Below are 18,258 nucleotides of genomic sequence, written 5' to 3'. Positions count from 1 at the left end.
AGACCGCATGATAAAAGGGCCGGAGCCATTTGTACTGCAGCGGAATCCGATCGATTTTGAAGCTTGCAGGCCGGCAAGTGCCTGATAAATGGGTTCATAGAAAAACTAAATAATAGTTGACAGATGTGAATTGTCATGATTATACTGAATTCACTCTTCAATTTCGACAATTTTGTTTCAATTTAGCGTTTGGAAGATGAACGATGAAACGGAGAGACAGCTCGGCGGGCAACAAAAATTAAAAAAATATTGGGGGTTATGATGAAGATGGCTGGCAGGTCGGTTTCCTCGGTTTTTAAATGGCCGTTGATTTTGTCACTGTGCATTCTTCTGATCGCTATTTCAGGATGTTCGGTTCAAAAGCCGGGAACATCCGGTTCATCGGAGAAAGGAAATGTGGTTTATTTTAAATATCCGGATAATCCGACGTTCGATCTCGTTTACTTGGCACAAGACCTCGGTTATTTTAAAAATGCTCATATTCAGCCGAAGTATGTCGGCAAAATTGACGCGAACCAGGTCATTCCGCTGGTCGGCACGGGGGATATTGATTTTGGTACACGGATGGCCTCACTGACGGTATCGGCGGTCGCCGGAGGAGCGGATGTCAAAATCATTTCAGCCGGCAATGAAACCTTGCAGAATGCACCGCACATGAAATATTTTGTCCGCAAAGATTCGGGCATCAAAAATCTGAAAGATCTTGAAGGAAAGACGATCGCCATGAATGGGTTCGGTGCCTGTGCTGAATATGTAACCAAAAAATATTTGCGTGAAAATCATGTCGATCCCGCTAAAATTAAATGGGTCGCAATGCCGAACGAGCAGCTGGAACAGGCGCTGGATCAAAAAAGAATCGATCTGGCAATCATTCATCCGCCGCAGTCGGGTATTGCGCAGCAGAACAAGAATCTTAAGGATCTGTTCAGCGACTGGGACATTGATCACGGCTTAAGCGGCATGCAGCCGTACACAGTAAACGGCAAATTTCTGCGGGCGCATCCGGCGGAAGTTAAGGAATTCGTCGGCATCATTGCGAAAACGGCCAACTGGGTCGATGCTCATCCGACACAGGCACGGGAATATATCGCTAAACGGCTGCACATGAACGTCAGTCAGGTCGAGCGCTACGCTTACGTCAAGAACTTAGTGATTCAGCAGCAGCCGCTGCAGTACTGGATTAATACGCTGGAAAATGCCAACCAGATCCCTAAAGGCAAGATCAAAGCCTCTGCGATTGCTACCAATGGATATAATCCGTATGCCAAGAGCAGTTCCATTGCCTACGCGGGCAAGTAGGGGGGGAAATATGAATCAGGTCATTGTAGCCAAACATTTAAAACGGCAATTTGCAGTGAAAAATGAAGAAGGCAGGAACGAAACCCTGACCGTTCTTAATGATTTTAATCTGTCGGTCAATGAGGGCGAATTTCTGACCGTTTTAGGACCCAGCGGTTGCGGGAAGTCAACATTTCTGAATATACTGGCCGGCCTGGATAAACAAACCAGCGGGCAGATCAAAGTGGAGGGGGCACTCCTCAATGGCGTCAATAGAAATATCGGCGTTGTTTTTCAGGGCTATGCCCTTTTTCCCTGGCGGTCGGTTTTAGACAATGTCGCGGCCGGACTGGAAATACGCGGCGTAAAAAAGAAAAAGAGAAAGGAAATCGCAGAAAATTATTTAGACAGAGTCGGTCTAAAAAAATTCGCACTCCGTTATCCGCACGAACTCTCGGGAGGGATGAGGCAAAGGGTGGCGATTGCCCGGGCGCTGGCTTATAATCCGGCGATTCTGCTGATGGACGAGCCCTTTGCGGCACTGGATGCGCAAACGAGGGAAATGCTGCAGCTGGAATTATTGAGAATCTGGGAAGTGGAAAAGAAAACGGTTCTGTTTGTGACCCATTCGATCGACGAAGCGATCTTTCTCGGCGATCGTGTTGCGGTGATGACCAGCCGGCCGGCAAAGGTGAAGGAAATTGTCCCGATCACACTGCCCAGAAACCGTACGGTCGACATGCGAAATGCAAATGAATTCTCCGAGATAAGAAAATATCTGTGGAGCTTGATTAAGGATGAAGTGGTGAATTCCTTACAATGATCCGAAGAGGGAATGGTGGTTTTGAGAAGAAAATTCATGGTCATTTTTGATAAATCAATCGGCTGGATCTTACTTCTGCTGATCTGGCAAGCTGTGGTTTCTTTCGGTATCGTCGATAGAGCCTATTTGAGCTCACCTGTGCAGGTCGCAGCGGCCATTTACCAATTTTTCGCGTCGGGGGAGATATGGGGCAACCTGATCAGCAGCCTCCAGCGTTCACTGACCGGATTTCTTCTGGCCATTGTGATCGGGATAGCCCTGGGGGTCACGCTCGGATGGTTCAGACGGCTTGAAGCAATCGTCGATCCCGTGCTGCAGTTTTTCAGACAGATGTCGTCTTTCGCCCTGTTTCCCGTCTTTATCCTTTTCCTTGGAATCGGCGAATTGTCGAAGGACGCGATTATCTTCTGGTCGGCGTTTTGGCCGATTCTGCTGAATACGATCAACGGTGTGGAAAATGTCGAAAAGCTGCTGATTAACTCGGCAATTTCAATGGGCGCTTCTCAGTTTTATATCTTCAGAAAGGTCGTTGTTCCGGCATCGATACCGAGAATTCTGACAGGCATCCGGCTGGGAGGCGCCTATTCGATCACGGCGCTTGTCGCCGCCGAGATGATCGGAGCGCCTTCCGGACTCGGCATCTTTGTACTCACGGCTCAGCAGACTTTTCATATTCCCAGTATGTACGGAGGAATTGTCATTCTGGCACTATTAGGGCTGGCCATTAATTTTATTATTACTATAATTGAAAAGAGACTGACCGGATGGAAAAAAGGACTGTCCCATTAATAAAACACCCTGCGATGATCGCTGTGAGCAAGAGAATGCTCCGGTTCCTTTCACTTTTCTGCATCTGTTTCGGCCTTTTGCTCGCCGGCTGTTCCGGAGCCGGGGCCGAGCGTACAAAAATCATCAGGATCGGTTATATAAAAGACAGCACGCTGAACCTTGTTAAGGCAAATCAGAATTTGACGAAGCGCTTAAAGAAGGCAAAAACCGTCATCCAGTGGATTCAATACCCGGATGACAGCGCGATTTTTGCGGCAATGAATAAAGGCCGGGTCGATTTTGCCGCTGTCGGCGATGCGGTACCTGTTTTCCAGCACGCGGACAAGCCGAAAATAGACTATCTGGCTGCAGAGCCGCCCAATCCGAACGCTCAGGGAATCTTTGTCCGCAAGAATTCGCCGATTCATTCCCTGAAAGATTTACGGAAGAAAAAGATCGGCTATGAACGGTTTTCCAACCAGCATTTCTTTCTGGCCCAGATGCTGAAAACGGCTCATCTGTCCTTAACGGATATCCATTCTGTCTACATAACCCCTGAACAGGGACTGTATCAATTGAAAAGCGGTTCAATCGATGCACTGGCCGTAGGAGAGCCGTACCAGAGCAAAGCACTGAGTTCCGGATTCATGAAACTGGCTGCACAGTCGTCGTTTCAAAGCAATCGTGATGTTTATGTAGTGAATGATTCTATATATAGGAAAGATAAAACAGCGGTCGACAGAATCATGGCGGCGATTCAACAGGCGGACGGTACGATCCAGACGAATCCGCATACTGCGGCAGCATTGCTGAAGGAAAAAACAGATGTGTCACATCTGCAATGGCTGTCCGTTTTCGATGATAAGCTGTTCGGCACCTCATCCTTCTTCCCGGGAATGGTCCGCGAGCAGCAGCAGCGGGTGGACGATCTGGTCAGCCTTAAACTTATAAAAAAACGCTATAATATAGGAAACTATATCCTATCGTCTGCGCGGCAGCAATGATGCAGGCAATGATTGGGGCTTCATGGCAGCTGTAATCATTGCAGAGCGAGCAAGTGGGTGAGTGATGATGAAACAAAAGATCTGCGCGTGGATTGTTTTTTCTTTGTTTTTTTTATTGTCTGCCAATACTGCTTCGGCACATGCTTACATTATCCGCTCTGATCCTGCTGCGCAGCAGCAAGTCAGCGGCAACCTGAAACAAGTCAAAATACAGTTTGACGAGAAAATTCAGCCGACCTTCTTCTCTCTCGACGTGCTCGATCAATTCGGGCACCGCGTCGACACAAATCAGGTCCGTACCGATCCGCACAATCCGGCGATACTGGAAAACTATTTAAACAGGCGCCTGCCGACGGGTTACTACTGGATCAAGTGGAAAGTGATTTCAGCGGACGGCCATCCCGTTAACGGGATCATTGCCTTTCAGGTCGGCCATCCCGGCAGGATCCAATCCCCGCCGCCGGATACAGCGGCAGCCGGCAATCTTCCCCGTGCGGATAATCTGGCGATCAGGTGGATACTGTACAGCGGTTTATCATTTTATCTTGGATTGCTGTTCTTTTTAAAGTTCATTTATACGGCACATGATCTATTCCTGTTTAAACGAAGAACAATGAAAATTGCGCTCAATGCGGCGGCAGGGATCCTGCTCTTTGGGGTCATGCTTTCGCTGCCGCTGCAAGTGACACTGAATGCCGGCGTGAGCTGGCTTCAGTCGCTCAATGTTCAGTCACTGAAGGCGACGCTCTTTTCCACATCATTCGGAACCCTATGGTTTGTGCAGCTTGCCATTCTGATTCTATGCTTTCTGAGTCATTATTGGCTGTTCAGGTCACGATCAGACAGAACCGCTCATGTTCTCTGGACGGGCCTGATCTTCCTGATGCTGGTATTTGCCTTATCAAAGGCGTGGATCGGACATGCCGCCAGTGTCAACAGTATTCCAATCCGTATCCTGGCGGTGTCTGCCGATTTTCTGCATCTGTCGTCCGCGTCGGTCTGGCTCGGCTCGCTGATTTGCATCTTGTTCCTGCCGGGCTTAATAAAACAGGATCATCCGGCAGAACGGCAGAAAATGATTTACCGGCAGACGATCAACCGGTTTTCGCCTTTTGCTCTGACGTTTGTTGCGTTGATCTTACTGTCGGGGGTCATCGGCAGTGTGATTCATCTGCCGACGTTGCGCTCGCTATACACATCCTTATACGGATGGCTGCTGCTGATCAAGGCGGCCCTTCTCGGAGTGATGCTGCTGTTTGCCCTTTATTCCTTTCTGCGTGTCCGCCGCCGGCCTGCTCAGTTTCTAAAGAGGAGTGTGATCGGCGAACTGGCGGTCGGACTGGCCGTGCTGCTGGCGGCAGCGGCGCTGTCGAATAGCCCCCCTCCGATACCCGACCGGATTCTGAAATCGTCACAGGGAACGGCGGCGCTGCAGGCGTCGAATCAGTCCTCAGCCGAAGCCGGCGGTTATGATTTTAAGGTAAAAGTCACGCCCGGAAAAGTCGGCGGGAATACGATTTCACTGGCAGTGACCCGGAAAGGGAAACCGGCGGCGGATTTGCAGCAGGCGGTTCTGACAATCAAATCGCTGGAGATGGATATGGGCTCGACTAAGGTTCAGTATCCGTTAAAAGAACTGGGCAAGGGGAGCGTGCCCGTTAATGACACGTTTATTATGAGCGGCCGTTATTTGATCCGGATCCACGCTTTAACGAATTCGTTTCAGGATCTTGATAAGGACATCATTGTTAAAATTAATAATTAAGCAGGAGGAAGAGGGTACCTGAAAATGAGAAGCTTTTTTCAAACAATCATCGCTGCTTTTCTTGGCCTTGCTCTATTCTTTATTGTTCAAACCAGTGCTTCCGCACACGTGGCGGTGAAACCGGTCCAGTCTCAGGCGGGGGCTTATGAGACGTATACGGTTCAGGTACCGACGGAAAAGAACGTGCCGACAATTAAAGTAGCTTTGCGCGTCCCCGGTCAGGTTGAGTTTGTCGACTATCAGGCAGTGCCCGGCTGGTCCGTAACAACGGCGAAGGGAGCCGACGGCAATATTCAGACCGTCACCTGGTCGGCGAAGGGTCAGGGCATTGCTCCTGGCCAGTTTCAGCAATTCCAGTTTACGGCACTGAATCCTAAGAAAAATACCCAGTTAGCGTGGAATGCGTATCAGTACTATCAGGATGGAAGTATTGTTGAGTGGACACAAAAGGCGGGTGCTGAAACGCCTCATGCAATCACTCAGATCGTCAGCGGTCCAGCTGACGGTGCGAGTGCCGGTCAGCCGGCCGGCCGGAGCGCTTTCGTTCTTTCGATTATCGCCCTCCTTCTGTCCGTCATCTCAGCTGTTCTGGCAGTCGTCACTTTGGTTATTATTGCTAAAAAGCGCGGCAGCGGCGCAAAGTAATCGGCTGCATTCAGGCCGCACAGACTCCGGATCCTGATTAGCTGACAGCGGGTGCCCGGCAGAGGTATTTAAAATGGCCGCGGCTCCGGCCGCCCTTTACAGGGCAGGTTGCATAGCCCGTTGTTTCCTGGCTGGACCGGATGCGGATACTGCTTGCCGATGCAAAAGACACTTTATAGAGGGCCGTAATTAATCCTGTTGACATACGGACAGTATGAATTATAATTCAGCTGATGAGCGCCGTGCCAGCCTTGCGGAAGGCACCCGGATTGCCCGGACGACAACGTTTTGCAAGTTTTCTTATACTGAATAGCAAACCTTCTTATCAAGAGCGGCGGAGGGACTGGCCTAATGAAGCCCGACAACCAGCACAGAGTGTAATGGTGTCAATTCCAGCAGAAAGATCTGAGAGATAAGCGGGACGAAGCCGGTGTTTTTTTAAATCTTTTAAGAAAACATTTTTTATTATCCGCGTTTACCATTTCCCGTCTGCTAAGCGGTGCCCGCTTAAGTCTGTATCAAAGTTTCCTTCCGAAGCATGCAGAGAAACCTTGCCTGTCTCACCCGGATAATTCCGGGACTTTTATAAAAGAGCTGATCATATATGAACGCAATGGCAAGACATTTGTTCCAACTGATTCAGTTGCTGATCTGGGATCCTCTTTATCTGCCCTGGGATTCGGCAGCCTTTTGCGATGCGATTCTGCAGATGGAAGATCGGGAGTCATATTTCAATTAAATGAGATCATGTCAAATAAGAGATTTGCACGGGATCGTGTCGCTCTCTTTTTGAAAAAGCTGCGGATATCTGACTGACCGTTCGGCCGGGATATTTCCTGTGTGGGTTTGTGAATATTGTGTTAAAATGTAATAAACAGATAAAAATACTAAGAATTAAGATTGACTTGCAGCTGAATCAATTTTACAGTAAGAATATATCAATAATTTGGAAAAAATGGTGGGCAGGGATATGGATCGTCAATTTTTCGAAATAGAGAGATGAAAAGAGGAGCTGACAAAAATGGCGGATTACGGCGACACGGACTTCAGTACACGGTGTATTCACGTCGGCAACGATGTAGATAAAGAAACGGGTGCCATCCGGCGGCCGATTACAATGGCTAACTGTTACCGGCTGCCCGACGATGCCTCAGCGTTGAACTGGAGCGACCCGAACAATCTGTTTTACACGCGGACGACGTCGGCGAATCAGATCTACCTTCAGGAACGGCTCGCTTCGCTTGAAGGCGGTGAGGACTGTGTCGTCCTGGCAAGCGGCGTTGCGGCGTTGTCGGGTATCTTTTTCAGTTTTCTGGACAAGGATTCGCATGTGATTTGCTCCAAGGTTTCCTATATAGCTGTCTATCGGCTTCTGGGCCAGTATCTTCCGGAAAAGTACGGGATCAGTGTTTCGCTGGTAGACACTTCCAATCTGGATGAGGTGCGAAAAGCAGTTCGTCCGAATACGAAACTGATTCATGTGGAAACGCCCGGAAATCCGACGACCCGGGTCAGCGATATTCAGGAAATCGCGAAAATCGCGCATGATGCCGGCGCACTTCTCTCCGTCGACAGCACATTTGCTTCGCCTTATCTCCAGCGCCCGCTGGCGCTCGGCGCCGATCTCGTCGTCCAGAGCCTGACGAAGTACATCAACGGCCACGGCGACGCCATGGGCGGAGCAGTCATCGGGAAAACGGATCTGATTAATAAAATCAAAGCAGAAGCAATGGTCAATCTCGGCGGATGCATCAGTCCTTTTAATGCCTGGCTGATCATGAGAGGTGTCGTGACTCTTCCTCTGCGAATGGAGCGGCACAGCGAGAGTGCCCAGAAAATTGCCGAGTTTCTGGAATCTTATCCTGCCGTGACCTTTGCCCGCTATCCCGGACTTAAGAGCCATCCGCAGCACGAAATCGCCCGGAAACAGATGAGCCTGTATTCCGGGATGATCGCGTTCGGTATTGACGCCGATCCAGACACGATCAATCAATTTGTGAATTCACTGAAGATTATCATCTCGGCTGTATCGTTGGGCCATGATGAAAGCCTGATCGTGTTTATCGGCCCGGATGACGAACGCATTGATTTTTATCCCCCGGAGTTCAGGACGCATGGTTTTCTCAGATTCAGTGTCGGGCTTGAGAATGCGGACGATCTGATCGCCGATCTGAAACAGGCTTTCCGCACGGCGGGGCTGTGATCCGACAGCCGGCCGCGGATCGGGAAATAGGTTAAGGGGGTTCGAAATCCTGAAAGCTTCCGGGATTCCGGACCTTTTTTGTACCGTCGTGTCGTCGATGTACCTGTGTCGCCATTCTATTTTTTCTGTTAAGTATCCGGAGAAGATTTTTTCTGTCCGGAATATGCTTTATAATAAAATAGAGATATTGTTTATATGCACAGGAAACAGATAGATTCAGGCAGTGGGGTGAGCAATACGGGTAAACACAGACTCTTTGCTTCCATAACGATTGGTTTGCAAATGATTGTATTAAAGATTGCCGATATGATGAAATTGACTGTCGTAGAACATGTAAAAGCCGATGTGACGATAGGAGCCGACATTTATAATCAGCAGATGATTGCTTTTCAGACCGTCGAACAGGCGTGCCGGGCGCTTGCCGGATTTGTTCAGATTATGGACGATTACGGAGTAGAGGACTACCGGGCGGTTGCCGCCAGTTCGGTTCAGGAAGCGGCGAACGCGGAGTACGTAAAAGAACAGATCCGACTGAGGACGGGGCTTAATCTGGAGTGGCTGGCAAACGCGGAGGAACGTTACCTGCACAACCAGGCTGTTGCCTATAAAACGAAAGAATTCAACAAATTAATCCAAGAAGGCACGATGCTGATCGATATCGGTTCAGGGAGCATCCAGCTGACCGTTTATAATAACGGCCACTTTATTTTTTCGAGGAATATTAAGCTCGGCCCGCTCCGGATCCGTGAAATGCTGGGCGACCTGGAAGATCAGACGGGCGATGTCGTGGATATTATGGAAGATTATATCGTGAGCAAAATTTCGGGATATCAGCAGTTTGCGCCGGAAAACGTCCAGTACAAACATTTTGTCCTTGTCGGAACGGATCTGCTTGCCTTTAAACGGGCATTTATGAAGACAAGCAGCGATACAATCGACCGGGAACGATTTAATGAACTGTATCGCCACATTCTCGATCTTCCGGCTCAGGTACTGGCCAAAAAATACAGGGTGCCTTACGATTCGGCAACCCAGATTCTTCCTTCGGCGATGATTTTGAAAAAAATGCTTGAAATGACGGATGCGAAAAGCATTCTGCTTTCTGAGGCCGATCTTGCGGACGGAATACTGATACACGATGAGCTGGATAATCAGAGGCGTCCCGTTGAGCATTCTTTTGCCGAGGACATTATCGTGTCCGCCCGGAATATCGCCAAACGTTACAAGTGCGATCCGCGCCACATTGAAGTTGTCGAAAAATTTTCTTTGCATCTGTTTGACCGACTTAAGACGCTGCACGGCCTCGGAAAAAGAGAAAGGCTGCTTCTTCAGCTTGCTGCCATCCTGCAGGATTCAGGAAGCTACATTGATATGAATGCGCACTATATTCATTCTTATTACATCATTCAGTCGTCGGAAATTATCGGAATCTCGGATAACGAAAGGGACATCATTGCCAATGTCGCACGTTATCATAGTACGGGAACCCCGTCGAACGATTCGGCTTCGTTTCGCCGTCTTCCTTCCCGCAGCAGGCTGATCACGGCCAAGCTTGCCGCCATCCTGCGTGTGGCGGATGCTTTAGATGACAGCCACCAGCAGAAGGTAAAAAAAATCACCGTTTCTTTGAAACACGATCAAGTCGTGATTACAGCCCGTTCGGATGATGATTTGTCGCTTGAAAGGCTGACGTTTGAAGAAAAAGCGGCCTATTTTGAAGAGGTTTTCGGGTTGAAACCGATATTGAGAGGATGAGGGACCATGGGGGATTTTGATAAAAAAGAGTATTTCAGCAATCGCGAATTGAGCTGGCTGCTCTTTAACGAACGCGTCCTGGAAGAGGCGCGCGATAAAGATAATCCGCTGCTCGAAAGGGTCAAATTTCTGTCGATTACGGCCAGTAATCTTGATGAGTTTTTCATGGTGCGTGTAGCTTCTCTGATCGACATGGTCAATGTCAATTATGAAAAAACGGATCCCGCCGGTCTGAAACCGAGCCAGCAATTAACAAAGATCAGCGAAGCAGCGCATCGGATGATCGGCCAGCAGTATATGACGTACAATCGCATGCTGAGCCGGCTGATGAAGGAGCATGGCATTTATATTCTGGAAATTGCCGAGCTGACTTCAAAGCAGCTGGATTTTATCGATCATTACTTCAGCCGGGAAGTCTATCCTGTGCTGACACCGATGGCGGTTGACTCTTCGCGCCCGTTTCCTCTCATTCTTAACAAGAGCATTAATATTGCCGCACTGATTCATAAAAGGGGCTGCCGTTCAGATCAGAAAGAATTTGTCACGGTTCAGGTGCCGAACGTGCTTCCGCGGGTTGTGAAACTGCCTGATGAGTCGGGACATTACAGTTTTGTTCTGCTCGAAAATATTATCCGCCGCCATCTGAGGGAACTGTTTGTCGGCTATGAACTTGACGAGGCTTCCTGCTATCGGGTCATGCGCGACATGGATCTTGAAGTCGATGAGGAAGAGACGGCGGATCTGCTCAAAGAGATTGAGAAACAGCTGCGCCTGCGCGAGCGTGGGAATGTGATTCATCTTGATGTCGAGGCGGGAATCGGCGACCGGCTGATCCATAAGCTGATCAAAAGGCTGGATGTCGGTTCGGAAAATGTTTACCGTGTAAACGGTCCGATCGACCTGACCTTCCTGTCCAAGCTTGTAGGGGAACTGGACGGTTTCGGAGAATTGCTTTATTCGCCGCACCGCCCGTTCGTGCATTACGAACTGATGGAGCACTCCATTTTCGATACGCTGCGCGAACAGGATGTCTTCCTTCATCACCCGTACGACTCGTTTGATGCCGTCATTGAGCTGATCCGCCAGGCCTCGATCGATCAGAATGTGCTGGCAATCAAGATGACGCTTTATCGTGTGTCCGGCAATTCGCCGATTATCCGTTATCTTGAAAAAGCGGCGGAGAACGGGAAGCAGGTGACGGTGCTCGTAGAATTGAAGGCACGGTTTGATGAGGAGAATAACATTAACTGGGCGCAAAAACTGGAGAAAACGGGCTGCCATGTCATTTACGGCTTGGTCGGACTGAAAACTCACTGCAAAATGGCTTTGGTTGTCCGCAGGGAACAGACGGGAATCAAGCGCTATATGCACTTCGGTACCGGGAACTATAACGATATTACGGCCAAGTTTTACACCGATATGGGGCTGCTGACGAGCAATGAACAGATGGGCGTGGATGCGTCCAACGTTTTCAATATGCTGTCCGGTTATTCGGAACCGCCTTATTTTCATAAACTGGTTATGGCGCCGCTGTGGCTGCGCAATACGATGCTCGATCTTATTCAAGCGGAAATTGAAAATGCCCGCGCCGGGAAGCCCGCGTATATTCACGCTAAAATGAATTCTTTATCTGACGAGGACATGATTAAGGCATTATACCGGGCATCTGCGGCCGGAGTCACGATCAGGCTGCTTGTCCGGGGCATCTGCTGTCTGCGCACGGGAATTCCCGGAGTCAGCGATCACATCGAGGTGCACTCTATTGTCGGACGCTATCTTGAGCACAGCAGAATCTATATTTTCGGGAACGGCGGGGAGCCTAAGGCGTTCCTTTCCAGCGCCGATCTGATGACCCGCAATCTGAACAGGCGCGTTGAGCTGATGTTTCCGATTGATGATGATGAAATCCGGGAGACCATTATTCGATTATTCGATACGATGATGGCGGATAATGTCAAGACAAGGATCCTGGGCAACGACGGGCTGTACCGCAAACGGGACCGGCGCGGCAAGGAGTCCGTGAATGCACAGGAGTATTTTGCCTGCCTAGCCGAACAGCAGGCAATCAAGCGCCGTAAATCTTTAGATGAGAGGCGTACGTTCACACCGATCCGGGGCAGAGGGGAAGAGACCGGCCTGCAATGACAGTCCGACGGCGGGGTTGCCAGCGGCGCATCAAATAATTGAAACACAGCAAAAGATGAGAAAACCGGATCTTTGGACAGAAGAAGCCTTCGGTGCGGCGGTCAGGACGGCCCGTCTGAACCGGCCGCAGGGACGCTGTGCTAATGTCCGGCCGCCGATCCCGGTCCTATAATCCTTGAAAATTTGATATCTGTAATGTAAAAAGAAGCATTTTCCCGCGGTTCCGTCTGTTCCGGCCGGAGATCGGGAATTGCCTCTTTTTTTCGCAGGAATCTGCCTGTTGAATCATGTCGCCCGATGGCTTATGATAAACAGTGTTTTCATTTTGTCCGGGAAAAGTTCCTTGTGAAAAACAATATATTGTGGTAAATTAATAAACATAAACTATATATAGTATGTACAACCTGTTGTCAGACACTAAGACATGCAGCTTTTCTGATAAGAAAGGAGGACCGCTGATGCTGATTCTTTATGAGACAATGACCGGAAACGTCAGACGATTTCTGGCAAAGACGGGACTTCCGCATGAGCCGATCAGCAATCGTCCGGCAGTTGAGCAACCCTTTATACTGGTGACGAATACGATCGGGTTCGGCGACGCGCCGGAAAGCGTCAAGGCTTTTCTTGCAAAAAACGGACGGTTCCTGCGAGCGGTGGCAGCAAGCGGGAACCGCAACTGGGGCCGGAACTTTGCCCGTGCGGCCGATGTAATTTCCTCTGTGTACAGGGTGCCGGTTCTTTATAAGTTTGAATTAGGCGGGACGGCAGACGACGTGATTCAATTTCGGGAAAGGGTGAAGACATTTGCTGAACGAAGCGACCAAAACAAAGTCTTATATTGAACTGAATAATGAAGTACTGACGCGCGGGGAGGACGGTTTTTACCAGCTAGGGAAAGATCGGGAAGCGATCCGAGTCTACATAACCGAAGTCGAGCAGAAGATGCTTCATTTCCCCACCGTGCTGGACAGACTCCACTACCTGGTCGGCCATCATTATTATTATGATGTTTTCGCCGAATACGAAGAAGGAAATATCGAACAGCTTCATCAAATAGCCGGCAACTATGGGTTCGAATTCCAGTCTTACATGGCAGCAAGTAAATTCTATCGTGATTATGCGATGAAGACCAATGACAAATCTCACTACCTGGAGCATTATTTCGAACGCGTCTCCATCGTAGCCCTGTATTTAGCACACGGGAATTATGATAAAGCCGTCAGCTTCATGCGTGCGTTGATGGAACAGCGCTATCAGCCGGCGACGCCGACATTTCTCAATGCCGGAAAGGCCCGGCGCGGCGAAATGGTCTCCTGCTTCCTGATTGAAGCGGACGATTCGCTGAATTCGATCAATTATATTGAAAGCACGTCGCAGCAGCTGTCGAAAATCGGCGGCGGTGTGGCGCTTAACTTATCGAAGATCCGCGGCCGCGGCGAAGCGATCAAGGGCGTTGAGGGTGTGGCAAAGGGTGTCGTGCCGGTCGCCCGGAAGCTTCAGCTTGGATTTGTTTATGCCGATCAGCTGGGGCAGCGTCCCGGCGCGGGTGCTGCTTATCTGAATATTTTCCATTGGGACGCTCCTGAATTTCTGGATACAAAAAAGGAAAACGCCGATGAGGATATTCGCCTGTCGACGCTGTCCATCGGGCTGATCGTCCCCGGCAAGTTTTTCGAACTGGCCGAACAGGGCAGGCCGTTCTGCATGTTTGCACCGTACACGGTTTATAAGGCATACGGGCAGCACCTGGATGATATGGACATGGACAAGATGTACGATCAACTGGTTGCCAATCCGGCAGTCAAAAAGAAGAGCGCGGATGCCCGCGAGTTTCTCAATCGGATTGCCCAGATGCAGATGCAGTCCGGTTATCCTTACATTTTTTACAAGGATAATGCCAATAGAAACCATCCGCTGCACCGGCTCGGCAGCATCAAGATGTCGAACCTGTGCACGGAAATTTTTCAGATGCAGGAAACGTCAACGATTAACGATTATGATGTTCCCGATCAGATCCGCCGCGATGTCTCTTGCATTCTCGGATCGCTGAACATCGTTAATGTAATGGAAAGCGGCAAGATCCGGGACTCCGTTCACTGCGGTATTGAGGCACTGACACAGGTGAGCGACATGACGCATATCACGAACGCTCCGGGTGTCCGTCTGGCCAACCGCGAACTGCATTCGGTCGGCCTCGGCGCTATGAATCTGAACGGATATCTGGCGAAAAACCGTCTGTCTTATGAGTCGGCGGAAGCCAGGGACTTTGCGCGGACATTCTTCTCAATGGTCAATTATTATTCGATTGAGAAGTCGATGATGATTGCCAGAGAGCGCGGAACGACCTTTAAGGGGTTCGAGCTGACCGATTATGCCGACGGTTCTTATTTCAAAAAATATGAACAGGAATACTTCGGCCCGAAAACAGCCGGGGCGGCTGAACTGTTTAAGGGCATCCATATTCCGACAACCGCGGAATGGACAGAGCTTAAGAAACAGGTTGCAAAATACGGTCTGTACAATGCCTACCGTCTGGCCGTCGCGCCGACGCAATCGATCAGCTATGTGCAGAATGCGACGAGTTCGGTGATGCCGGTCGTGAATATTATCGAACGGAGAAAGTACGGCAACAGCGAAACGATTTATCCGATGCCGTTCCTCTCGCCTCAGACAATGTGGTATTACAAGTCGGCCTATCAGACGAATCAGTACCGCGTCATCGACATGATTGCGGAGATTCAGCAGCATGTCGATCAAGGCATCTCAACCATCCTTTATGTCGACAGCATGACGAGTACACGCCAGCTCGCGCGTCTCTATGTCTACGCACATAAAAAGGGACTGAAGTCGCTTTACTACACGAGAACGCAGCTTCTCTCCCCGGAGGAATGCACGGCCTGCTCCGTGTGACAGCAGGCGGCAGGAATCGCGCTGTCCCGCTGCGGCAGCCGCCGGAGCCGGGCAGCCCGTTGCTTCGCAGATTTTCGGAAAGAGGTCGGAAAATGAAAGCTATCAATTGGAACAACAGCGATAACCAGATCGCAAAAGTATACTGGAAACAGAACATCAATCAATTCTGGACAGAAGAGGCGTTCAAAGTTTCGCGGGACCTCTCGGACTGGGGCTCGATGTCTCAGGATGAGCAGGATACTTATGTAGAAGTTCTGTCCGGGCTGACGGGCCTGGACCGCGAGCAGGGCGACGTGGGCATGCCTCTCATCGCCATCCACCATGACAATATGCATGAACAGGCTGTATTCGCCTGGATGGGGATGATGGAGCACATCCACGCGAAATCCTATTCCCATATTTTTTCAACGCTGATTCCGTCGCCGAAAACGGATTTTTATCTGGGCAAATGGGTAAACGATCAATCCGAACTTCAGGAAAAATACAGGCTGATTGCCCGCTGGTATAACAATCTTTACGATAAAAGGGAAAATGTGACGCCGTTCAAGCGCTACATGGCGATGACCGCCTCGGTTTTTCTGGAAAGCTTCTCTTTCTACAGCGGATTTTTCTATCCTGTTTTCCTATCCGGACAGGGGCGGATGATTGCGAGCGGTGAGATTATCCGCAAAATTATACAGGATGAATCCATCCACGGCAGTTTTACGGGCATGGTCGCACAGCGCCTGTACCGTGAGAACCTGAACGAAGCAGAAAAAAAGACGGCAGACCGGGAGCTTTATCAGTTGCTGGACCGGCTGGTCGAAATCGAAAAAAAGTATACAGTGAAAATATATTCAAAGATAAGCCTCGTTAAAGAAGTCAACGACTACGTCCTGTACAATGCCAACCGGGCGCTGCAGAACCTGGGGCGTGAAGACCGCTACACGCATGATCCGGTCAGCCAGATTGTTTTGAACGGCATCGACACCGGTACAATCAATCATGATTTCTTTTCTACGAAGGGCGATTATGTGGTTCCGCTCAATATCGAGCCGCTCACGGATGAGGATTTTAAGTTCGACAATGTCTGAGCGATCCAACCTCCGTGCGATGCCGTCTGTTCCGGCCGTTTTTTCGTAAAATAAAACTGAAGAGGCCGTCATACTGCCCGAAAAATCAACGGGCAACGAATAGTCTGGTATAGATGTGCCCGTTTGATAAGCGGCCGGCCGGGCTGCCGTTGTGCCGATTTTCATTGATCGGCGCGGAAGCGGGGATGGAAGCGGATGATTCTCTTTTGGATAACCGATTCATAAGGAAACCGGGACGATCGCCGCTGATGCGAATGAAAGCGCGGACGGAGGAGATCGGAACGTGATTCCTGTTTTGCTGAAAAAATTTCTTGTTGCACTGGTTGCGGTATTAACGCTCGGGACCGTTGTCCCCAATCTGCCGGCCAGTCATGTCGATAAACAGCTTGATAAAGGCAGCCTTCAGGAAACAGAGACCCGGACACCGGCAATCGGTCCCTATTATAAGGAAGAAGACCAGGATGATCCGAAGGCAGAGGAAAGCCCCTGGAAAAAAGCGATCAGAGAAAATGGTTCAAAGGACCGGCTGATCGATGCTTTTTCCGTCTATGCCGCAAGCGAGGCAAAAGATCAGGGACTGTACAAATTCGGCAGCCGCGTGTCGGCACAGATCGGCGACCAGTACGTCAGGGAAATCGCACCTGCTTTTGCTGCTGCAATCAGGGACGTCAGCTGGCAGCACGATAAGAATTGGGTCAGGAGTCTTGCAGTGACCCATTCGCCGTCCGCGGGCAGGGGGGAGCGGATCCTGCATGTCTACCAGACAGATACCGGGCAGGATGTACTGAAGTTGCATGTGCGCCGGGATCATCCGCCGCTCGACGGTTATTGGTTCGACTTTCATTATCATACGGCGCTGGACGGATTTGAGAAACACCACGAATTGAAAAAAATATATTGGGGCAAGAACATACCGCCCAGGTGGCGCGCCTGAGTCCGGCCGGCAATAAAAACGTACGAACATGCGAAGGCAACCAACGGTCTGCGGGACAAGCAGGCAATCTGGGAAACCGGTGCAGAGAAATGATTTTATTTCTTGCGCCGGTTTTTAGTATGCCGCAATTGGCCGCAGGATGAAAACCGCATGTATTTATAAAAGGGGGCCCGGCGCTCTCTGGAAAGACGAAATCGCCGGGAAAATGATTCCGGATCAGGATTCCCGCGGGCGGCGGAATTCTTTCAGGCTCCCCGGCGGGCGACGGGGTCAAAACCGAGGCGGGCCGTTGTATCGGCCATTATTTTATAACCGAGGGGGTTGGGATGGGTATGGTCCATGGCCAGCAGAGAGGATTCACGGCCGTAGAAGGCATGATAAATATCGGCTACCCTGACCTCGGCAAAACGTTCCAGCGAAAGAAGCCTCTCATTGAAGGCTTCCAGCCATAGACGGGATTCAGGAATGTGGGGCATTGGGTTATATAGATTCAGGATCCGGATCATAAAGGATTCCGAATGGCCGGCATGCAAATGAATCATTGCGGCGATGATCCGTTCAATGTTTGTATGGCTTTCGCCCAGCGCACGGGAAAGCAAAGTCCGGTCTCTCATTCTGATCCATATTTTTCCTGCGCGGAGCAGATCGTTCCCGCCTCCCGTTAATGTAATGAATCTTGCAGAAGCAACGGTGCGAGCGACATCGGGACGATAAAGCGTTGCCAGAATGTCGCCTGTTGTTGCCCCGTTCTTGGCAAATTTTCGGCAAGCAACCGGCATCTGAAAATACGATTTAAGGTCGCGGTGAAAGCATTTGACAAAATTCGGCATGAACAGGGTCGATCCGACACCGACTGTCAAAGAGTCGCCAAGTGCCGTGTAAAGCGGATAATTGTTCAGAAAGCTCACCCCCGGAGTGTGCCGTGATCGTGTACTACTCTAGTTTATTCAGCGGC

At 50.0% G+C, this 18,258-nt stretch carries 14 protein-coding genes and 1 riboswitch; of the genes, 13 read left to right on the top strand and 1 reads right to left on the bottom strand.

Annotated elements, in window-relative coordinates; translation table 11 throughout:
* The first annotated feature begins 396 nt into the window (after nucleotides 1–396).
* The 13 genes from OYT88_RS02515 (at nucleotide 397) to OYT88_RS02455 (ending at nucleotide 17,303) form a co-directional block, all read left to right on the top strand.
* The gene (locus OYT88_RS02515) at nucleotides 397–1,299 is read left to right on the top strand and encodes an ABC transporter substrate-binding protein (protein WP_274397780.1); all 903 of its coding nucleotides are present in this window, start codon (nucleotides 397–399) and stop codon (nucleotides 1,297–1,299) included.
* A 10-nt stretch (nucleotides 1,300–1,309) separates the two neighbouring features.
* Nucleotides 1,310–2,101, top strand: a complete 792-nt coding sequence (locus OYT88_RS02510; protein WP_274397779.1) for an ABC transporter ATP-binding protein — start codon at nucleotides 1,310–1,312, stop codon at nucleotides 2,099–2,101.
* 36 nt (nucleotides 2,102–2,137) lie between these two features.
* Nucleotides 2,138–2,890 carry an ABC transporter permease gene (locus OYT88_RS02505; protein ID WP_274397778.1) on the top strand — a complete coding sequence of 251 codons (753 nt, stop codon included), beginning with the start codon at nucleotides 2,138–2,140 and terminating at the stop codon, nucleotides 2,888–2,890.
* Nucleotides 2,866–3,873 (top strand): ABC transporter substrate-binding protein, encoded by a 1,008-nt coding sequence (locus OYT88_RS02500; RefSeq protein ID WP_274397777.1) that lies wholly within the window; start codon nucleotides 2,866–2,868, stop codon nucleotides 3,871–3,873. Before OYT88_RS02505 ends, OYT88_RS02500 begins: the two co-directional genes overlap by 25 nt.
* 64 nt (nucleotides 3,874–3,937) lie before the next feature.
* Nucleotides 3,938–5,638: a copper resistance protein CopC gene (locus tag OYT88_RS02495; RefSeq protein ID WP_274397776.1), complete on the top strand. Its 1,701-nt coding sequence runs from the start codon at nucleotides 3,938–3,940 to the stop codon at nucleotides 5,636–5,638.
* 24 nt (nucleotides 5,639–5,662) lie between these two features.
* A complete protein-coding gene (locus tag OYT88_RS02490; RefSeq protein WP_274397775.1) occupies nucleotides 5,663–6,283 on the top strand; it encodes a YcnI family copper-binding membrane protein in 621 nt (206 codons plus the stop codon).
* A gap of 319 nt (nucleotides 6,284–6,602) precedes the next feature.
* Nucleotides 6,603–6,702, top strand: a riboswitch (SAM riboswitch).
* A gap of 602 nt (nucleotides 6,703–7,304) precedes the next feature.
* Nucleotides 7,305–8,486 (top strand): trans-sulfuration enzyme family protein, encoded by a 1,182-nt coding sequence (locus OYT88_RS02485; protein ID WP_274397774.1) that lies wholly within the window; start codon nucleotides 7,305–7,307, stop codon nucleotides 8,484–8,486.
* A gap of 195 nt (nucleotides 8,487–8,681) precedes the next feature.
* Nucleotides 8,682–10,241 carry a Ppx/GppA phosphatase family protein gene (locus OYT88_RS02480; protein WP_274397773.1) on the top strand — a complete coding sequence of 520 codons (1,560 nt, stop codon included), beginning with the start codon at nucleotides 8,682–8,684 and terminating at the stop codon, nucleotides 10,239–10,241.
* A 6-nt stretch (nucleotides 10,242–10,247) separates the two neighbouring features.
* Nucleotides 10,248–12,386, top strand: coding sequence for an RNA degradosome polyphosphate kinase (locus OYT88_RS02475; protein WP_274397772.1), 2,139 nt, complete (start codon nucleotides 10,248–10,250; stop codon nucleotides 12,384–12,386).
* A gap of 458 nt (nucleotides 12,387–12,844) precedes the next feature.
* Complete coding sequence (gene nrdI / locus OYT88_RS02470) at nucleotides 12,845–13,228, top strand: class Ib ribonucleoside-diphosphate reductase assembly flavoprotein NrdI (RefSeq protein WP_274397771.1); 384 nt, start codon at nucleotides 12,845–12,847, stop codon at nucleotides 13,226–13,228.
* Nucleotides 13,191–15,296: a class 1b ribonucleoside-diphosphate reductase subunit alpha gene (nrdE, locus tag OYT88_RS02465; protein ID WP_274397770.1), complete on the top strand. Its 2,106-nt coding sequence runs from the start codon at nucleotides 13,191–13,193 to the stop codon at nucleotides 15,294–15,296. The genes nrdI and nrdE overlap by 38 nt, the downstream gene beginning before the upstream one ends.
* A 92-nt stretch (nucleotides 15,297–15,388) precedes the next feature.
* Nucleotides 15,389–16,369, top strand: a complete 981-nt coding sequence (nrdF, locus tag OYT88_RS02460; RefSeq protein WP_274397769.1) for a class 1b ribonucleoside-diphosphate reductase subunit beta — start codon at nucleotides 15,389–15,391, stop codon at nucleotides 16,367–16,369.
* A 283-nt stretch (nucleotides 16,370–16,652) separates the two neighbouring features.
* The gene (locus tag OYT88_RS02455) at nucleotides 16,653–17,303 is read left to right on the top strand and encodes a YpjP family protein (RefSeq protein WP_274397768.1); all 651 of its coding nucleotides are present in this window, start codon (nucleotides 16,653–16,655) and stop codon (nucleotides 17,301–17,303) included.
* Between the two features lie 245 nt (nucleotides 17,304–17,548).
* Here OYT88_RS02455 and OYT88_RS02450 read toward each other — a convergent pair whose 3' ends face one another.
* Nucleotides 17,549–18,211 carry a GDSL-type esterase/lipase family protein gene (locus OYT88_RS02450; protein ID WP_274397767.1) on the bottom strand — a complete coding sequence of 221 codons (663 nt, stop codon included), beginning with the start codon at nucleotides 18,209–18,211 and terminating at the stop codon, nucleotides 17,549–17,551.
* Nucleotides 18,212–18,258: the final 47 nt, after the last annotated feature.

Source organism: Sporolactobacillus sp. CQH2019 (genome assembly GCF_028765345.1).
Classification (GTDB): domain Bacteria; phylum Bacillota; class Bacilli; order Bacillales; family Sporolactobacillaceae; genus Sporolactobacillus.
Note: the sequence above shows the minus strand (reverse complement) of the source record. Positions and strands in the feature narration are given on the sequence as shown.